This window comes from Pseudobutyrivibrio sp. OR37, from assembly GCF_900113655.1.
Lineage (GTDB): Bacteria > Bacillota > Clostridia > Lachnospirales > Lachnospiraceae > Pseudobutyrivibrio.
Genome location: NZ_FOQF01000027.1, coordinates 1 through 18,213, shown reverse-complemented (window position 1 = coordinate 18,213; position 18,213 = coordinate 1). Strand labels below are relative to the sequence as shown.

General features: G+C 37.6%; 18 protein-coding genes and 1 pseudogene. 2 read left to right on the top strand and 17 right to left on the bottom strand.

Going from position 1 to position 18,213, the window contains the following annotated elements:
* Positions 1-9: 9 nt before the first annotated feature.
* The 14 genes from BM097_RS12245 to BM097_RS12175 all read right to left on the bottom strand — a co-directional run bounded on the left by BM097_RS12245 (position 10) and on the right by BM097_RS12175 (position 11,417).
* Entirely contained in the window at positions 10-852 is an 843-nt protein-coding gene (locus BM097_RS12245) for a damage-control phosphatase ARMT1 family protein (RefSeq protein WP_090550252.1), read from the bottom strand.
* Positions 853-905: 53 nt separating this feature from the next.
* A complete protein-coding gene (locus BM097_RS12240; RefSeq protein WP_090550247.1) occupies positions 906-1,784 on the bottom strand; it encodes an SPL family radical SAM protein in 879 nt (292 codons plus the stop codon).
* A complete protein-coding gene (locus tag BM097_RS12235; RefSeq protein WP_090550244.1) occupies positions 1,785-2,270 on the bottom strand; it encodes a GNAT family N-acetyltransferase in 486 nt (161 codons plus the stop codon). It lies immediately after the preceding gene.
* Positions 2,271-2,765: 495 nt separating this feature from the next.
* Complete coding sequence (locus BM097_RS12225; protein WP_090550240.1) at positions 2,766-3,092, bottom strand: hypothetical protein; 327 nt, start codon at positions 3,090-3,092, stop codon at positions 2,766-2,768.
* Between the two features lie 144 nt (positions 3,093-3,236).
* The gene (locus tag BM097_RS12220) at positions 3,237-4,043 is read right to left on the bottom strand and encodes a class I SAM-dependent methyltransferase (RefSeq protein WP_090550237.1); all 807 of its coding nucleotides are present in this window, start codon (positions 4,041-4,043) and stop codon (positions 3,237-3,239) included.
* A gap of 30 nt (positions 4,044-4,073) precedes the next feature.
* Positions 4,074-4,544 (bottom strand): GNAT family N-acetyltransferase, encoded by a 471-nt coding sequence (locus BM097_RS12215; protein ID WP_090550233.1) that lies wholly within the window; start codon positions 4,542-4,544, stop codon positions 4,074-4,076.
* A gap of 58 nt (positions 4,545-4,602) precedes the next feature.
* Positions 4,603-5,256, bottom strand: a complete 654-nt coding sequence (locus tag BM097_RS12210) for a dihydrofolate reductase family protein (RefSeq protein WP_090550401.1) — start codon at positions 5,254-5,256, stop codon at positions 4,603-4,605.
* A gap of 76 nt (positions 5,257-5,332) precedes the next feature.
* The gene (locus BM097_RS16720) at positions 5,333-6,298 is read right to left on the bottom strand and encodes a GNAT family N-acetyltransferase (RefSeq protein ID WP_242944710.1); all 966 of its coding nucleotides are present in this window, start codon (positions 6,296-6,298) and stop codon (positions 5,333-5,335) included.
* Between the two features lie 55 nt (positions 6,299-6,353).
* Positions 6,354-7,118: an MBL fold metallo-hydrolase gene (locus BM097_RS12200; protein ID WP_090550230.1), complete on the bottom strand. Its 765-nt coding sequence runs from the start codon at positions 7,116-7,118 to the stop codon at positions 6,354-6,356.
* A gap of 118 nt (positions 7,119-7,236) precedes the next feature.
* On the bottom strand, positions 7,237-7,854 hold the full coding sequence (locus BM097_RS12195) for an HD domain-containing protein (protein ID WP_090550226.1): 618 nt from the start codon (positions 7,852-7,854) through the stop codon (positions 7,237-7,239).
* 72 nt (positions 7,855-7,926) lie between these two features.
* Positions 7,927-8,412, bottom strand: a complete 486-nt coding sequence (locus BM097_RS12190) for an NUDIX hydrolase (RefSeq protein WP_090550392.1) — start codon at positions 8,410-8,412, stop codon at positions 7,927-7,929.
* Positions 8,413-8,471: 59 nt separating this feature from the next.
* Positions 8,472-8,954, bottom strand: a complete 483-nt coding sequence (locus tag BM097_RS12185; protein ID WP_090550223.1) for a GNAT family N-acetyltransferase — start codon at positions 8,952-8,954, stop codon at positions 8,472-8,474.
* Positions 8,955-9,095: 141 nt separating this feature from the next.
* Positions 9,096-9,860 (bottom strand): hypothetical protein, encoded by a 765-nt coding sequence (locus BM097_RS12180; RefSeq protein ID WP_090550219.1) that lies wholly within the window; start codon positions 9,858-9,860, stop codon positions 9,096-9,098.
* A gap of 564 nt (positions 9,861-10,424) precedes the next feature.
* The gene (locus tag BM097_RS12175; protein ID WP_090550215.1) at positions 10,425-11,417 is read right to left on the bottom strand and encodes an HD domain-containing phosphohydrolase; all 993 of its coding nucleotides are present in this window, start codon (positions 11,415-11,417) and stop codon (positions 10,425-10,427) included.
* Between the two features lie 96 nt (positions 11,418-11,513).
* On the opposite strand from BM097_RS12175, the gene BM097_RS12170 reads away from it, so the two are divergent.
* Positions 11,514-12,095 carry an Hpt domain-containing protein gene (locus BM097_RS12170; RefSeq protein WP_090550211.1) on the top strand — a complete coding sequence of 194 codons (582 nt, stop codon included), beginning with the start codon at positions 11,514-11,516 and terminating at the stop codon, positions 12,093-12,095.
* Positions 12,096-12,101: 6 nt separating this feature from the next.
* Here the strand turns inward: BM097_RS12170 and BM097_RS12165 are convergent, their stop codons facing one another.
* From BM097_RS12165 to BM097_RS12155, 3 genes are all read right to left on the bottom strand, one after another.
* A complete protein-coding gene (locus BM097_RS12165; protein ID WP_090550206.1) occupies positions 12,102-13,451 on the bottom strand; it encodes an ABC transporter substrate-binding protein in 1,350 nt (449 codons plus the stop codon).
* Positions 13,444-15,858: a response regulator gene (locus tag BM097_RS12160; RefSeq protein ID WP_177197458.1), complete on the bottom strand. Its 2,415-nt coding sequence runs from the start codon at positions 15,856-15,858 to the stop codon at positions 13,444-13,446. The genes BM097_RS12165 and BM097_RS12160 overlap by 8 nt, the downstream gene beginning before the upstream one ends.
* A gap of 103 nt (positions 15,859-15,961) precedes the next feature.
* Positions 15,962-17,857 carry a hypothetical protein gene (locus BM097_RS12155; RefSeq protein ID WP_090550198.1) on the bottom strand — a complete coding sequence of 632 codons (1,896 nt, stop codon included), beginning with the start codon at positions 17,855-17,857 and terminating at the stop codon, positions 15,962-15,964.
* 169 nt (positions 17,858-18,026) lie between these two features.
* On the opposite strand from BM097_RS12155, the pseudogene BM097_RS12150 reads away from it, so the two are divergent.
* A pseudogene (locus BM097_RS12150) lies at positions 18,027-18,213 on the top strand (ISNCY family transposase); the annotation flags it as partial.

Here is an 18,213-nt window from a genome sequence, read left to right as displayed (position 1 = left end):
CCGACGTGCTTATGCTTCCTCAACAAACATTCCGGTAAGTCTTGGTACATTAAATCGGCTTACAAACAAATCGCATTTACATAGAAATGTGAAAAAGGCGTGATGTCCTTCACCTGCAAATGATTCATAATTTGCCTGCCCCTTTGACAGGATAACATCTGCATTATCTATTGCTTTTTGCGCTTGCTCTGGAAGCCTTTTATAGACAGTTCCTGCAATCTTCTCTCCATTCGTAATTACGGTAAATTCATCTGTCAAACCAACATATTTTGCATCTTCCATTGTGGCATCATTGTAGGCTTCGCCACCTCGAACCATAACTGTTATGTCCAAATTGGGAAAATGTTTTTTAAGCTGGCGAAGGAAAAGTTTATCCAGCACAATCTCTCCACAATTATCTGTAAGAAGTAAAAATGATTTTCCACTGCTGCACTGATTGTAAAAAGAATCAAATGTTTCCTGTTCATCAGCTCTCATATCTGTGTCGTTGAATAACTCTAAAAATGTAGTTTCATCTACATCCTGCATCACACCAAAATCGATGTAGTTTCCAATTCGAGCCATCACAAGAGCAGTAGCAAGCGGATTATCGCTTGCTTCTATTTTCTCTTCTAAGCCCTGTTCCATGGAAAGTACTAAATCATTATATTTTTTATTGATGTCTCTAAAACTAGGCATTGGTCCAATGTATTTTTCATATGCCTTATTAAATGCAAAATTCATCTCTGCACTACATGCATTTTCATCACGATTATCAAGTATATTTTTAACCTCTTTTAAATATTCCTTGTCATCAGTCTTTAGCTGTTGTCTATCATACATGCATTTTGCACAACTTGGTGTAAGTTTCATCTAGTAAAATCTCCTCTTCCATATGCAAACTCTTGGGCCTGCCTTGCAATTGATTATATCAAATCTAGCGTCAGCTGTTCATATCTCTCCGGAAAATCATTCATAAATCCGAAGCAATCATTAGGCTTATAAAGGATGTTATGAGCTTTGCAGGTATCCTCAAAAAGTCTCATCAGCTTTGCATTGTTAGGACTTGGTACATTATAGGAATTGCCATAGGTTCTAATGTATTTTTCTTTCAATCCTGGAAAATTTTTATCCAATGCTTCATAAAAATATTCCCTGTCACCTTCCCGCAGGGTCACGCCCATATCAAAGCAAATAATGCCCTTCACACCCACGCGAATACATTCTTCAAGTATCGCATTTACGTTTTCTTCTGTATCGTTTATAAAAGGAAGAATTGGTGTCAGCCAAACCACTGTAGGAATGCCACGCTTTTGCATCTCCTCTAGCACCTGTATTCTGCGCTTTGTGTTGCAGACATTTGGTTCTAGGATAGCGCACAGGTCATCGTCATAGGTAGTCAATGTCATCTGCACTACAGTCTTTGCTTTCTGATTGATTTCATCCAAAAGATCAATATCCCTAAGCATCCTGTCTGACTTGGTCTGAATAGCTATGCCAAATTCGTATTTAGAAATGATTTCAAGACACTTTTTTGTGAGCTTTAACTGCTCTTCGCAGTGCATATATGGATCTGACATAGCACCTGTGCCAATCATACATTTCTTTCTTTTTGATTTAAGAGCCGACTCTAAAAGCTCTGGAGCATTATGCTTCACCTCAATATCCTCGAAGGCATGGGTAAACTGATAGCATTTGCTTCTGCTATCGCAATAAATACAGCCATGCGTGCAGCCACGATATATGTTCATGCCGCATCGGCCATTATTTGCTGTTAATATCCCCTTCGCATTTACGAAATGCATTTACTCCTCCAGTTTCTTTATGTACAGTGGCATATCATACTCATCTTTTCCATTCTCTACAAATCCAAGAGTTTTCCAGAATCGTACCGAATCTTCTTTCGTACTGTTGATTTCATAGTACACCGCACCATCCTGCTTTGTAAATTGCTCTAAAGCTTTAAAACATTCATGGCCTAACCCCTTATTTCTGAATTCGGGAAAAACCCAAAAATCCAGAATAAAACACTTACCATCTTCACTTGAGTATGTGTTATACTGCGCGGCACCTATCTTCTTTTCTTCTCTCATAAAATAAATCATATGATGTTTATCAACAGCTCGCTCCATATGTGCCTTTATGATTCCACGATACTCTTCTCCTGAAAAATAATCTATATCCTCCTCGTCACTTATGATGTTGTCATCAACAAGATATTTAAGATGTATCTTCCAAAAATCATCAATCTGGCTAACTGGTATTTCCTCAATACGTATTTTATCACTCATTTGCATGTCTCCTCGCTGATATTAAATGATAATTCTATCTCATCCTCATCATTATAAATCCCAAATGGCTGACATTGGTCACGATATATATAGGCCTGAACCAAGCTACGCACTGGATGAGAAACGCATTTTTCCTTTAATTCCGTTTCAAAGTCATCCCTCTGAGCATTTTTTTACTTTTGGGATGCATGAAAAATTATTTATTTTTTCGCTATGCATCCCATTTGCGTTTTTTATGCTTTTGGGTTGCATACATTTCATGTATTTATCAAGAAAGTCTCTGATTTCCCCTCTACAAAACCACTTAAGCATCGCAGGAATCATCCCTATTAGCTTTTTTCCGCATATGGGATGCATCTACTAATTCGACTATACATCCCAAACAAGTTTTTTAAACAAATGGGTTGCATTCCTAAAATATTGCAATCATCCCAAAACTTAAAAAACTCATTTAGGTTGCATTTTAACAAAATCAAACTAATCCTAGATACATTTTCAATGTTCTCGGCTTTTCACAAACTCGTATACCTTTTCTGACCATCCCCATATATCCGTACAATCATTGTCTAAATAAAATGTCCTACTCTCCAAATCATATGGAATGATTGCTTTAAACACTGCTCTTTCAGCCGATGGTATAATAATAGTATCAACCCAATCAGACAATTTAACTTCTTCCTTAATCTTTAGTGGTAATACGCCCTCAAATATTGCATTTGGATGTTTTACAATTTCATCATACCGAAAGAAAAATCTTACTCCTGGTGTAAAGTATGTGCTTAAATCTTCTTCTGTGGGAAAACGCTTCAGTTTCCTCTCCATAACCAATCGGTCCCCAGCCTGACAGTTTCCCCATGCAAACATTACATAATCAAAATAATCTTCTGGGTCATTTGCTGCATTTCTGCTTTCTGCTTTTAATACCGATGCCGGAACACCTCTCCATTTGGTAGTTGCTTGTCCGTTCTAACCAATAATGTCCTTGTGTTTTTCAACCTCATTTTTATATCCATATGAAATCACATGGCACCTTGCGGCCAGATAACTATTAGAATCAGCATATTTTTCGTCAACTCCATGGTCACTTATGAATCTTCTTTGCTCTGATTCAAAAGCATCAGTACCCGCGCTAATGAAATCAACATAATCATTGATTCTGACTCCGACATTCTTTAAACCCAATTTTTTCATAAATACCGGGACTTTCATCCCAATCTGGTAATCCCTTCCTCCAGATTGTTCTTCCGATAGCCATCTATACTTTAGGAAATCATCGTTCTCAAAAGGATCATAAGTACTATTATCTACGAAGATGCCCGCGTTTTCCATACGTCTACTTGGCTCAATACATATAACTAATCCATTCTCTTTTACTGCTCCAATCATCTTCTTCATAATATCTTCCGGTTTTGTAAGATGTCGAAGCACTGCCTGACAAATAGCTATATCATATTCTGATGTAGGCTCATACTCATTTAAATCAGCAACTTCAAAGCAGACATCCTTTTGTCCTGCAAAAATTTCTTGTGCCTCAGCTATAAGTGCCTCAGAAATATCAATCCCCTTATAAGTACTTCCCTGCGGAACTAATGACATCAGCATCTGCGCCAAATATCCATATCCACAGCCAAAATCAATTATTCTAACCGGCTTATCTATCTTCCACACACATTTCACAAGGAACTCAAAATAATCATTGTTCCATAAATGCTGTCTCGTGCTGTGTAAGTATTCTTTTTTTAATCCCCAGTCTGTATTACTGCTATCAGGCACTTTCTCACAATCTCCTTTTTTAGAATCTGGCTATCGTTGAATTCTATAATATAAAAAGCAGTCATCTTCTTTTATAAGTTCGAATCCGACTTTTTCGATAACATGCTGACTTCTGGTATTCTTTTTCACTGTATCTGCATTCACAGCATTCATCCCAAGCTCTTCAAAAGCATACTTGATTGCAAGCTGCTCCGCCTTTGTACCATAGCCTTTTCCCTTAAAATTATCATTTTGCATATGGATACTGAGAGTACATTCCTTATTGTCATAATCTATTTGCTTTAGCTGTAATTCACCGATTGGCTTACCAGACAGCATTATCACAAATATTATTCTTGATGAGTCCTGTTTCGAATCAAAGTACTTATTTACCGCATCTTCAGCGTATACATATGGCTTGAATAGGCTCATATCCATATAGATAGCTTCATCATTTTCCCACTCTTTATAAAGCTCGTGGCACAGTTCTCTTGTCATTTGTTGCAGTCTCAGTTCTTCCATGTTGCCCTCAATCCATTCTTTCGTATTTCATCCAATTCCTCTGCCTCTACAAATTCGCTCATGAAACCACCTTATATCTAAGCCTAATATATGAATTGTTAAGCACATCGCATCCAATGAAACTTAACACACCCAATTTATCAAATTCATCTTCTTTTACTATAGAACTTCCATCTATCAGTGTAGATGTCTCTTTTCCACCAATCAGTACTGGCGCTACAACAATATCAACATAATCAAACAGTTTTTGGCGAAGGAACATTCCATTAACAGTTCCTCCACTTTGAATTGTAATTCGCTCACATCCATATTTTTCTCTAAGTTCTATCAGCGCATCTTCAAGAGATAATGTGTCCTGATAGATGATGTGAAGGTTCTCTTCGCTGACATCGAAAGCCGGATGATTCTTATTTGTTGTTATCAATACAAACACTTTTGACTTCGCACAAAAATACTTTACCCCATGTTCTGTCAAATGACTGTTATCTAATAACACAAATGAAACAGGGGTCTTTGCAGGCATAGGCTTTTCATTAACGCCCATTTTCGCCTGAACCCTTCCCGTATTAAATGACCATAAATCAGTTGTCTGTTCTATCTCATAATACTGTGACAGTCCCTCTTTCAATCCTGTGATGTTAGGAAAGTCCTTATCCACATCTAAATCATCAGATGCCCCCGGACTAATCTTGCCATCAACCGACATTAGCATAAACAAAGTAGTAATTGGCCTACCCTCCAAAACATTTTTCTCCTTTCTTCAAATAAAAGCTGCTGTGGCAATAATGCTAAAGAATCTTCCCATTGTATTGGAACTCTATTTCCGAAAGCTTTCCGGTAATTGCGTTCAGCCTGCCAGATGGCACAAATCCGTTTCTCAAATACAAACGCTCTGCCCCATGGTTATTCTCAAGAATCCATAAGGATGGTTGTAACCCCTGTGCCTGAATTCTAGCCACAACATAGTTCAGTAAATGGGTTCCATAGCCTTTATTCTGCTGTTCTGTCAAAACATATAAGTCTTCAATAAGTTCATCCTTTACTGACACAACCGCAACTGGCTCCTTATCATAAAGCAAATAAAACTTGCTACCATTCTTCATTTTTTCTCTGATATATTCCTTCTGGTGCTCCACATCATGCTTTAAGATAAAAGCTTCATTGCAAAATGCACGATGTGATTCCTGCCAAGATATGGAATGTATACGTGCAGCATCAGCTATGTTTTCTTCCGTTACATGAGCTACTATGCTTCTTCGAGCCTCAACAACTATGTAGTCATCCAAGTCATACATCTTTCCAGTCTCTTTAAATCCATTCTTATGCCAGAAATGTTCTGCCTGAGGATTATCTTTTACCCATCCTAACTGAATATCTGAGTATCCTTGGCTGCAAATAAAATGGCTCATTTCACTAATGATTGCACTTCCAACGCCCTTTCCTTGTACAGAAACATCAGTCATAAAAAATCCAACATAAGCAGTTTCTTCATCTGGATATCCCAATATCAAATCCATAACAGCAGTTAAATTGTCGTTGTCATAGTATCCTAAATAAAATTTATCTTCCCTTCTCTTTCCCGGTGGAAGGGCCGCCATATCCGCCTCAATACTCTCAGGTGTAACAAATGGCGGACAGAAATCATAGTACAGTGTATTCTTGCTACATAAGCTATAAACAGCAGCGACATCCTTGTCTGACAGCAGCTTTACTGCATATTTTCTTGAAAGATTGTCAATTTTTAACTTCATCATCTTTATAGTATCCTTTGCTTTTCATTTTCCTTGCACCAGCACAGTATTCGAATGACTATAATGCAATAGAAAAATCTTCGTATGAATGTACCCCACTTCCATGATGCAATCTTCCATTTTGTTCAAGTTGCCATAATGCCTCTTCAATATCACCAATAATTGAGGTAGGTATATTAATTGCATGGTGTCCTGGAAATATTCTATCTACACTTAGTTTCCTAATTTTTCTTATAGAATCATAAAACAATAAAGGATCTGTAGAAAGATAATTAACATACAAACATCCTTTGTAAATCAAGTCACCCGAATACAAATACTTTCTGTCAGGTTCGTAAAAACAGCAATGTCCAGGAGAATGGCCTGGTGTATGAATCACCTTAACTAAACGTTCGCCCAAATCAAAGTAATCGCCATCATGAAGTATAATCTGAGGCTCACCTTGAAAAACGTAGTACTTTTCAATATCAAAATCTCTAGGAGCATCAAAGCTCTCACGAGTCAAATTTGCCTTCACAACGCTTAGTGGCAAAGGGAACTTCCCGTTAAGCCATGGCTCTTCCAATTCATGAACAGCAATATTATCAAATAACGAATGTCCGCCTATATGGTCCCAATGAACATGTGTAGTTACCACCATCACTGGTAACTCAGTAATGGAATCAACAACAGCTTTAATATTAGCAATTCCAAGGCCAGTATCTATCAAAATCGCCTTTTGGGAGCCAAGCAGAAGATAACACCTTGTTTCTTCCCAATGTTTATTTTCACATATTACGTATGTTTGATTATCTATTTTTTCAACTGAAAACCAATCATTCATAACCCCACCTTATATCCAAGCCTAACCTGATTATAGCTTCAATAATTCCTTTGCTCTCTTAAGAACAGAAACTTCCCTATTTGCAATAAGCCGCCCTGGGCTCGTACATCTGCACCTTTCATATTCGCCAAGGCTTTGGTGTCATCAGCGTAGTTTTTTCTATGCCAGGAAGCACATCGTAAATTGAACAGCCCATCTTCTTTTCAAAATACTCTTTTATGCTAAATGCCACTTCCCAGCCTTTAATGTAGCCTTCCATAATGCCATATCTTCTTGTAACATCAACAAATCGCTTTTCTAAAATCACAAAACCATAATCAGTTGCAAGAGAATCGCATAACTGAATTAGCTTGTCATAATCATCTGGCTCCCCGTAATTCATGATGTATTCCTTTATGGCCTTCTCATGTTCTGTTTCAGGCTCATAACTGAACTCATCCTGCATTCGAAGATAAGAATGGGTCATGCAGATTCTGGCCACCTCATCCCAGCCTTTTTCCATACAATATTTATATCCATCATAAACATGGGTTGGAATATCGGTTATTCCAGCCCTCCTGCCAATGTCATGCAAAAGCCCACAAATATAGGCTTTTTCAGAATCTAGCCCCGGCACTTTTTCCGCAATATATTTGGCTGCTGCACCTGTATTCATTGAATGCTTAACCCAAGGTCCTGGATTAAGTCTGCCTGCTATTTCTAACTCTTCAATCGCCTCATCAGCTGTTGGTAACATCTATCTTCTCCCTTGCAATACGCTGTTTCTTATCTGCATTTTTTCTTCCACAAAGATTATTTCTTGACTCATCTATATCCTCTCATCAGTAACTATGTGCTCAATGCCCACATGTTCAGATTGTAAGTATTCCTTCATAAAAGAAGGAAAAGCCTTATATTTATCCAACTCCGCAATAGGAAGCCAAAACATATTCTCTCTTACGCCTTGAGTAAAACTGTTGCTTTTCAGTTCTTTTGTACCTCTGGGCTCCATCACAAAATAAAGAGCAATCTCGTGACAATCCATATCTTTTAGTATTCCCCTATTATCGTTGAAAAAATTTTCATGAATCACTGCAAGATGATCAATTTCATAATTTACCCCAGTCTCCTCAAAGACTTCTCTTTTGACCGCCTCCTCAGCAGTTTCTCCCATATGGACGCCACCACCTATAGAATAGTAATAATCATCTTTCTCATTTCCGGCAAATAATACACATCCGTCTTCAACTATGATTGCTCCGGCGCGATATCGAAACCAGCGATTGCCCTCTGTAAATCCACAATCGTATTCCATACTCTCTAATCTCCTCCCTTGTACTTGCGTTTTAATAATCCCACTATCCCTGATATCCATTACAATTCCATCTCATAGCAAAGCATTGGCTGCTCATATATCTCACACTCGCCAACCTTGTTAAATGGAAAGGCAGAATAACATTTAAGTGCTTTTAAATTATGTCTGTTTACCAAGAAATGCAGGCTTTTGTAGCTTCTATCTCTAAGCTCTTCCAAGCCTGTTTCTATCATTTCTTTGGCTAAGCCCTTGCTTTGACAATCTGGACTAACTGCAAGACGTGAAAGTTCTCCGCCAGGTTGTAATTCAGATGTCCAGCACTCCAAATTGTTAACCTCTTCATCGTCATCAACAGATATTGCAGCTATTATCTTGCCCTCTTCTCTCATTATAAGTAGCGCATCTCTAGATAAATCAAAATCGATTGTTTCCATTGAAGGATAGTCTTCATTCCATGGGCAATATTTTCTACCCAACTGGGATTTATATAGTTTAAGAATTTCGTCTTTGTCTTTTGTTGTAGCTTTTTCGATTACTCGCATATAGTTTTCCCTTTCAATAAACTCTCCGCCTGTCCTAACGACATTCTAACAAATAGCACCTATCTAAACAACAAAAGTATTATGTTGTCCACCATTATTATGCTCCCTACGATTTATAATAAAAAAGCTGTAGCATCAAAACTACAGCAAAAACTCTTTTATTTTTTCTTCAACTAGCTTTACATCAATTGGTGAATCAGTCGACTCCATAGTCGTAATCAGATCTCTACCAAGTATGTAACCATTTTTCTCATAATCCTGTACCTTCTTAAAGTTCTTCGTAGCATACTCTATATCTGAAACAATTCCTAGGTGTTCCCAATAAATTGTCTTACGTGTCCTAACATTAAGGGCTACAAAATCAGGATATATGGTGTTATATCCTAATTCAAGCATAGGCTCGTATTGATATGGTACATTATACTTTGACAATGCATCGGCAATAATCTTCTCTGATTTAGAACGAACCATCTCACCTTTGTTTGCACGATATATTCCTTCTTCTGGATATGAATTCTGCTGGCCTGGATGTTGTTCTAACCAATTTTGAATATACACATCAATTGGCTCTAGTATAGGAACTACCACACTCCTTCTCGCCGCAGACAATTTCTCATATAAATCATCAATCTCGGCTATATCATAATTTGCAATAAATTTACTTAGTTTCTTTCTTAATTCAACTAATTTCTTATCTACTGCAATAGCATAATCCCTCTGAATCAATCTATTAACAAGCTTTGCTTTTGCAAAGCCAGCATATTCTCGCCTCCCAGTTTCTTTATCTACCAAATAATATTGATGGCTGCCACGCGCAGTAGATGCCTTTACGCCAAACTCTGGTAGATTCTTTAGTTTTGCCAGGTTCTTCCCATTTTCTTTTATCAAACCATCCAGTTCTTTCAACTGAGCCTCTAGCTCTTTCCTATAATTTCTCAATATTTCCTTTAATTCCTTTCTAAAATCATCCCTATCAGCGTTTTTAGTTTTTTGGGATGATTGAAAAATATTTTATTTTCTCACTATGCATCCCATTTGAACTTTTTGTGCTTTTGGGATGCATGATTATCAAGTATTTACCAGAAAAACCTCTTATCCACCCTCTACAACCTTGCTCAAGTATCGCAGAAATCATCCCAATTAGCACGTTTTCCCAAATGGGATGATTCAGCTTATTCGGCTATACATCCCAAATATGTTTTTCCTGCGAATGGGATGCATACTTAAAATCTTAGAATCATCCCTCAGTAGAAAAAATCCCCTTTGGGTTGCATTAATCAAAAAAACACACCAGAAAAATAAAAAATCACAATGGGATAACTATGGCGATATGAACTACTCTGCCATAAGGTGATAAAAATAGATTATTTTTCATTACTCAGATGATAATATAACGTTTGGCATGGCATTTGTCAACTAGAAAACTTCCTAACTAGAAAACAATATTCTCCCCCACTGGCTATCTTTATATTATGTAATCCCTTCATCAATCATTTCAATCATAATATCTGCAAACTTAGGGTCAAACTGGGAGCCTTTCCCCTTTTCTATCTCGCCACGGACCACTTCAACTGGCAGAGCTCCCCTGTAGCTACGGTTACTGGTCATGGCGTCATAGGCATCGGCAACTGCGATGATTCTGGCTTCCTCAGATATATCATCGCCAGATAGCCCCTCAGGATAACCTTTTCCATCATACCTTTCGTGATGCCATTTTGCGCCTGCTGCAAGTTCCGGCATCTCCTTTATATTTCCAAGAATCTTTCCACCAATACCAGGGTGCTTTTTTATCTTGGCAAACTCCTCGTCTGTAAGCCTTCCAGGCTTATTTATAACCTCATCAGGCACTCCTATTTTTCCAACATCATGAAGAAGCCCCATCATGAAAATTTGCTCCTGCTGTTTCTCATCATAGCCATATCTTCGCGCAATCTCCTTTGAATAAACTGCGACACGTCCGGAATGACCTTTTGTGTAATTGTCCTTGGCATCGATAGCATCAGCAAGACTCTCGACGACATGGATAAACAAATTCTCATTTTCCTTTGTTTTTTCTTCCACCATGGTCTCTAAATCTTTCTGCAGTAGGACAAGCTCAACGGCGTGCTTCACTCTAAGCACTAGCACGCTAGGCACAAATGGCTTTCTGATAAAATCCATTGCTCCAAGAGAAAGTCCTTTTGTTTCGGTGTCCTCATCTTCATTAGCCGTCAAAAAAATCACAGGAGTATCCCGCCAATTGCTCTCACACATTCTCAGCTTCTCAACCACCTCAAAGCCATCCATCTCAGGCATGCTGATGTCCAGCAGAATCAGATTGGGAGCCATGTTTTCTTTGGCATAATCCAAAAGTGCCTTTCCAGATTTTAAAACTACCACCTTAAATCCCGCACTTGTAAGGGTATTCCAGGCTCTTTTTAAAATTATAGGGTCATCATCTACAATTACAATCTGTGAAATCATGTTAACCTCCACTGGATAAGCCACACATATCATAAGTTATACCAGTTTATTCAACTTTTCAATAGTGGTATACTCACAATATGGAGGGGCTTATTTATGAATATTTATATACCTGGCGTTGATGTTGAAAAAGCTATCAAAAATTCTGGTTCTGAGGAGCTTTTCCTTGAGCTATTGGCAGATGTCTACAAGCTGATGGATGGAAAAATCAATCTTGTAGAATTCTACCTTTCACAAGAAGACCTGCCAAACTATACTGTTGAGGTCCATTCTCTGAAAACCACCTGCCGCATGATTGGCGCCATGAAGCTAGGGGAAGAATTCTTTGCCCTTGAACAGCTAGGCAAAGATAACAACTTAGAGCAAATCAAAAAACTTACGCCAGATGTTTTAAACTCCTTCAAAGCTCTAAAGCCTTGCCTTGAGCCTTTTGCAATCAATGATGAAACCGTAAAACATAGCTTTGACAAGAAGGCTGTTTCATCCCTTTTAAACAAGCTCATGGCTGCAATAAATGACTTTGATTTAGCCACCGCAGAAAATGCTACCAAGCAGCTTTTTGCTTATGACTGGGATGATAGCCTATTAATGGACCTGGAAGAATTAAGTAAGCTGGTTTCAAATCTGGATTACGATGAGGCCAAGGAGCAAGCCCTGAAAATACTAGGCACTCTCTAATCCTTATTAATCCGTAGGAATTGAACCGTATTTTTCCACCGCCTCATCCACTGTCATATCTCCATTAATGACAGCGTAGGCTGCCGCTCTGTACTGTTTTACTGCGGTATCAAGTATTTCTATATCCCTAAAATTAACAGTTCTTTCTTCTGGAAAATCCGAAAGAGAGGCATAAACTTCGTCCAAAGAATAGTCCTTGGTAGGTGTTATCAATCTCTTTTCTGCTGCCATCAATCCAAGCTCTTTTTCGCTTGTTAAGAATCGCATGAATTCATTTGTCATATCCATATTTGCACTATTTTTGTTTGCACTAAACAGGATAGAAACTGAATCCATGTAGTAACCACCATCATCGCCGGATGGAGCTATGTAAAACTCATATTTGAAAGGCTTTTTGATGAAGGCTTCTGACTGGCTCTCACGCTTTTTTGTTCCTGATACAACATCTCCGGAGCAAAGCATCATTGGAACATCGCCCTCAAAAAATCTTAAGATGACAGCGTTGTAGTCGTCCTCTATTTCCTCAGTGCATTTATCGACATCTATACAACCGTTATCAACCAGCTCCTTCAACCTTGTAAGGGATGGTCGCATGGCCTCACCAGCGGCTGGCACAAGATTATTCAAATCTGCCTCCACGCTTCTATCATCCTTCACTGTTTTTGCAAACATTGGATATGAAAACGCATATCCGATACCCGGAGTAGTTGTGGTATTTGCGCCCATAACTGGAGATTCATAGCCTGCTGCCTTCAGCTGTTCACAGACAGCCTTCAATTCCGCAAATGTGGTCGGAACCTCAAGGCCTTCCTTTTCAAAAATATCCATATTCACAAGCATTCCATAGGATGTGGCAAATACAGGCAGTGTGCGGATTTCTCCATCATCCATCTCCCATTTAACGCTAGGACGAATGCAGTATAAATTGATTTCAAGCTCAGTGGCAGACAAAACCTCGGCCCCATCAAACAATGAACTAAACTGCTCATCCCCATACATCCATGGCTGTATGACATAAATATCTGGTGGCTCCTGCCCTGCCAAAGCCAGGCTGATAGTATTTCTGTAATCATCAAGATATTTGTACTCAATCTCACCGTTTGGATAGTAATCATAGAATCTATCGATGGTGCTCTCCAAGGATTCAAAGTTGGAATAAGTGCCAGCAACTGACAGCTTATACTCTGTGTCTGATGAATATTTTGGAGCGAAAGCATCTGTCACCTTTTCCTGTTGAATACCTATATCTTCACTTTGATTTGGTACTTCAGCATCAGTCTGCCCGCAACCCACCAAACCAAGCATTAACATGGCGGCAAATGTGGTGGAAATCATTGTCTTTATTTGTTTATTCATGCTGGCTCCTTTCCATATCTGCTAAATCAGTATAAATACGATAATCCATGACAATTAAATCTACTTCATGTTTATGTAAAAATGAAATGGCCTGCTCCATGGATTTGGCAACCGCAACATCGTATCTTTCCGATAGCGTTGAGGTAGCCTTTCGCAGGAAATCAATATCCTCATTAACCACAAGAATTCGCTGCTTCCTTTCAGGCTCAATATCCTCTGCCCTGGTCACTAAATCCGAATCAAGATATTTAATCAGCATCTCCTCCAACAATGCTGTATCAATAGGCTTAGTTAAATAGTCGTCAAAGCCTGCATTTATATACTTTTCACGCATTCCTATCACAGCGTTGGCGGTAAGGCAGATGATTGGCGTATTTTGATTTGGCGTATCAGCACAGGCTTTCATATCTTTTAATGTATCGATTCCATCCTTGTTAGGCATCATGTGATCAAGGAAAATCACATCATAGTGATTGCGCTTATATAAATCGATGCAAGCATCGCCGCTTAATGCGGTATCAATCTGAATCCTTGTATCTCTTAAAAGATTTACAAATACCTTCAGGTTGATTTCGTTGTCATCCACCACCAAAATCTTTGCATCAGGCGCTACAAACTGGACCTTGTACTGCTCCTTCTCCAAAAGAAAATGCTTATAAGCCACATTGTACTCACCAACTGGCTCCTGATTTACCACCTTCTGCTTCAAATCAAAGTAAAACTCTGAGCCTTTGCCATATTCACTTTCCACATTTATAGTGCTTCCCATCATGCTAAGAAAGCTCTGGGCAATAGCCATTCCAAGGCCTGTTCCTTCTATATTTCGATTAATCTTTTCATCTATTCTTTCAAAAGCAACAAACAGCTTATCCAAATCCTCCTGCCTGATTCCAATTCCCGTATCCTTTACGCTAACGTGAAGATTAACATAATCAGGCTCATCCTCACATTTGTTGCTCTTAATCGAAAATACTACGCCACCTTCGTTTGTGTATTTAACCGCATTTGAAAGTATGTTTATAATTACCTGCTTAATTCTGATTTCATCGCCACGTAAGCATCGTGGAATGTTCTCATCAATTTCTAGGTTGAATTCCAGATTCTTTTCATCGGCCTTTCTTTGAACCATATTTACAATATCATTTAGAAGTGATGCGAAATTATAGTCCACTTCAATGATTTCCATCTTTCCCGCTTCAATCTTTGAAAAATCAAGAATATCATTTATGATTCCAAGCAAGGTCTTTCCAGACGCCCTGATGTTTTCGGCATACATGCGAATTTCCTCATTGTTACTATCTCTTAGAATCATTTCATTCATTCCAATGATTGCATTCATTGGAGTTCTGATATCATGTGACATGGTGGATAGGAAATATGATTTTGCCTCATTTGCCTGGTTTGAGGCCTCGGCCGCCGCTGTAAGCTTCCTGTTAAAATTAAGTAGAATTATCAAATTAAAATGAAGTAGAATCAAAAGTCCTACAACAACAACTCCAAGAATCAGCCAGTCTATAGACCTATTCAGCATTAGCTCACTGGCCGGAATATAGGAAACAAGGAACCATGAATCCAAACCGCTTAAAGGAGTATAAGCTATCACACAATCCTCGTCCTTGTAATTATAGATATGCATAGAACCTACATCTGTATGAATTGTATCTATCACCTGGTTATATTCCTGAGCGGACATAGGATTATATGATTTAAAGTATTCAAAGAAATTGCTATTTTTTAGAGATTTTCCATGAATCATGTAATCCCCATCCCAATCAACCAGGGCAATCTCCACATTTTCATATTCACCCTTCAAAAACACAAGCTTCTGCTCAAGTCGGCTTACAGGCACAACACGAATAAGGAGTCCCGAACGTAAAGCTCCTGTTTCATTATCCAAAACCTTTACATTATTCAAAAAAGCTATGGATTGAACGCCGTTTAAAGGATTTGTATATGCCCTAGTCAGATTTACAACACCCTCAACATTACTTATCTCTAAGTCGTCAAAAATTTTTATATTGGAATAATTAACAGAGTAATCCTCCGAATCGGTAGACCTAGCGGTAGTGGAAATGCCCGCCATGGAATCATCATCTATGAAAATAAGATGCCCTGAGATTTCAGGAGAAATTTTTGCTTTTCTAATATACGAAATAGCCTCATCAACAGTCATTGGAGCACCTGCCTCCGCCGAACCATTAATATAGTTTGCCCAAATATCGCACAGATGCTGCTCATCCTCAAGATAATTGGCAACAATCTGCTCCGTAGTGGTTGTCATTTTCTCAAAAGACGCAAGTGAAGACTGATTTGATTCAACCGCCCTATCATTGGCATATTTCACAATGATAAACAGAATCAAACCTGCTATCAAAATATTAATGATGATAACGTATCGTTTCTTCAATCTGCATCCCCTGCCAAAGCTAAATAGTAATGTAGTATAACATGAAAAGTCTCGGAAATATTGCAAATACAACATTTCCGGGACCTTAGATTATATTCTATTTTTACTTAATTAAATTTGATTTATTTTCTGGGATAATATTATTACTTTCATTTAGCTTTTTCTTCATTATCTTTTTTCCGTCACTCTGGCTAACCTTCTGTTTTGCTTCCTCAAGTGAATCTTTATACTTTTCGGTTAAAAGAGCATTTCCTTCAAAGCGATTTGGAATCTGCTTAAGGTAATCTTTTGAATATTGATTATTAGGGGCTTTTTCCGCTTCCTTATCGAGGGCTGCAATACGAGCATTGTTATCAGCAGCTAATCCTCCAAATTTATAAATCTCATCACATAATAAAAATGAAAGTTCATATCTTTTCTTACCATGATCCCAATACTTTAATTGTGGCCCTTTTGCCACCATATAAGCCTCTCCCGCTTCAAAAAGCTCCTCTAATTCTTGAACCATTTGTGCTCTAGTATTTAGTTCAGTTCCAGACAATTTAAAAACATTCTTATCATTCTGTGCAAACAGTTTTTCCCATCCATTGTCTTTGTACTTTTTTTCAAAGTCATCCACTTTATTAAGCAATCTACGGTATTCGGCTGAATCACTTGTAAAACCTTTCTTTTTGTTAGCCTTTAGAAGGACACCAATTGCTCTTATCTTTTCAACGCTTTCCTTTGTTCCTATGTTAAGGTTCGCCTGTTCCTTATCTATATTTTTTTTGACGGCTACACATTCTCTATTATACATTTGTCTAAGCCCATCCCTATTTAGCCTTATTTGTTCGCGTAATTGATCATCGCTTGATTTAATAGAATCAGCTACAACATTTGTACTATTACTTATACTATCTATTGAACTATCACTTATACTATCGCTTAATTCCTTATTAACTATTTCTTTAACGGCCGCCAAAAGCTCTGCTTTAGATGTGATAGTTTTGCGTGGTATATCATAACCTACTATAGGTTCAGTTTTCTCTTTTACATCTTTTACATCTATTTCATCAGATATTTCTATATTATCTATGTTACTCAGTTCCTGTTGCAGTTCCTTCTTGAATCCTTCTACTTTCTTTTCTCTCTGACTCTTCCTATCCTTAATTAACTTATCTATAGTGTTTTTTACTACAACCGCTACTTTACTACTTATCTCGATATTCTTAGCACATATTTTATTCAATTTCAGCAATTCTGATTCTCGACTTTTATCAAAAGTAGAACTCTCTATTAGTGCATTCGTTTTTTCTACCATTAGTTTTTCATACTTTTCTTTTGCAACTTCAACAGACTCCTTGTATTCATTTAATTTTTCACTATTATCCTTTAATAATGCCTTCTGTTCTTCATATTCTTTCATTTTCTCCAAATACTGTTTCTCAGCAGTATTTAATTCTTTATCTATCTTTAATTGAGCATTTATATATGCAGCACTATTTTCTTGTTCCTTAACTAAAGACTTCTCCGCATCTTTACCAACCTCTAAAATAAAATCATTATATTCTTTCTCTACTTCAAAACATGTCTCATCCATAAGCTGTAAATATTCCACTTTGGAAACGTAAGTCCTATCCTGAATTGGAACTAATTGCTCATATTCTAATCGCTTAGCCGCTAAAGCTGCTTTAGACTTATAATCATTTTTATTATTTAATTCGAATACCTGTTTGTAATTAAGTGAACTTACCCTATCCTCTAACTCAGCCTGAAATTTTTCTATTGTTCGCATTACTTCTATGTTGGAATCATTTGCATCTAATTCCTTTATAGTCGTCTTCCAATCATTCTTTCTATCAAGAGTATATTTATATATTTCTCCTAGATAAATGCCCAATTCATCAAAATTCATATTAATTACATCGGAGTATTTCTCCTTCGCTTCTTTTATTTTCTTTGATAAGATATGCTGTAAAGCTTTTATATTTCTTAATTCTTCATCTGTAAATCTAGGCATGTTTTACCCCCTCCTATATATTTCATAAATAGGCGTTTGCAAAACGCCACAAGCCGCGTAAATGCGGCATTTTTTGTTAACTAAAAAAGAATAACTCCCCACTGATATGGTACAATAGAATTGACGAGAAACCACTGTACTAACCAAGAAAGGAGTTATTCTGATATATATGATACCATATAAACAGCTTTCTTTGGCTGATATTTATTCAGACTGCCAAGATAAACTTGAAAATGACAAGCCTGCGTTTCTGGCTCTATTAGAAACCTATATCAATCTTGATGAAATTATCCCGATTTCTTTCAGAAATCATTTCTATGCATCAACGGGCAGAACCCGTAAATACCCTTTGCAAG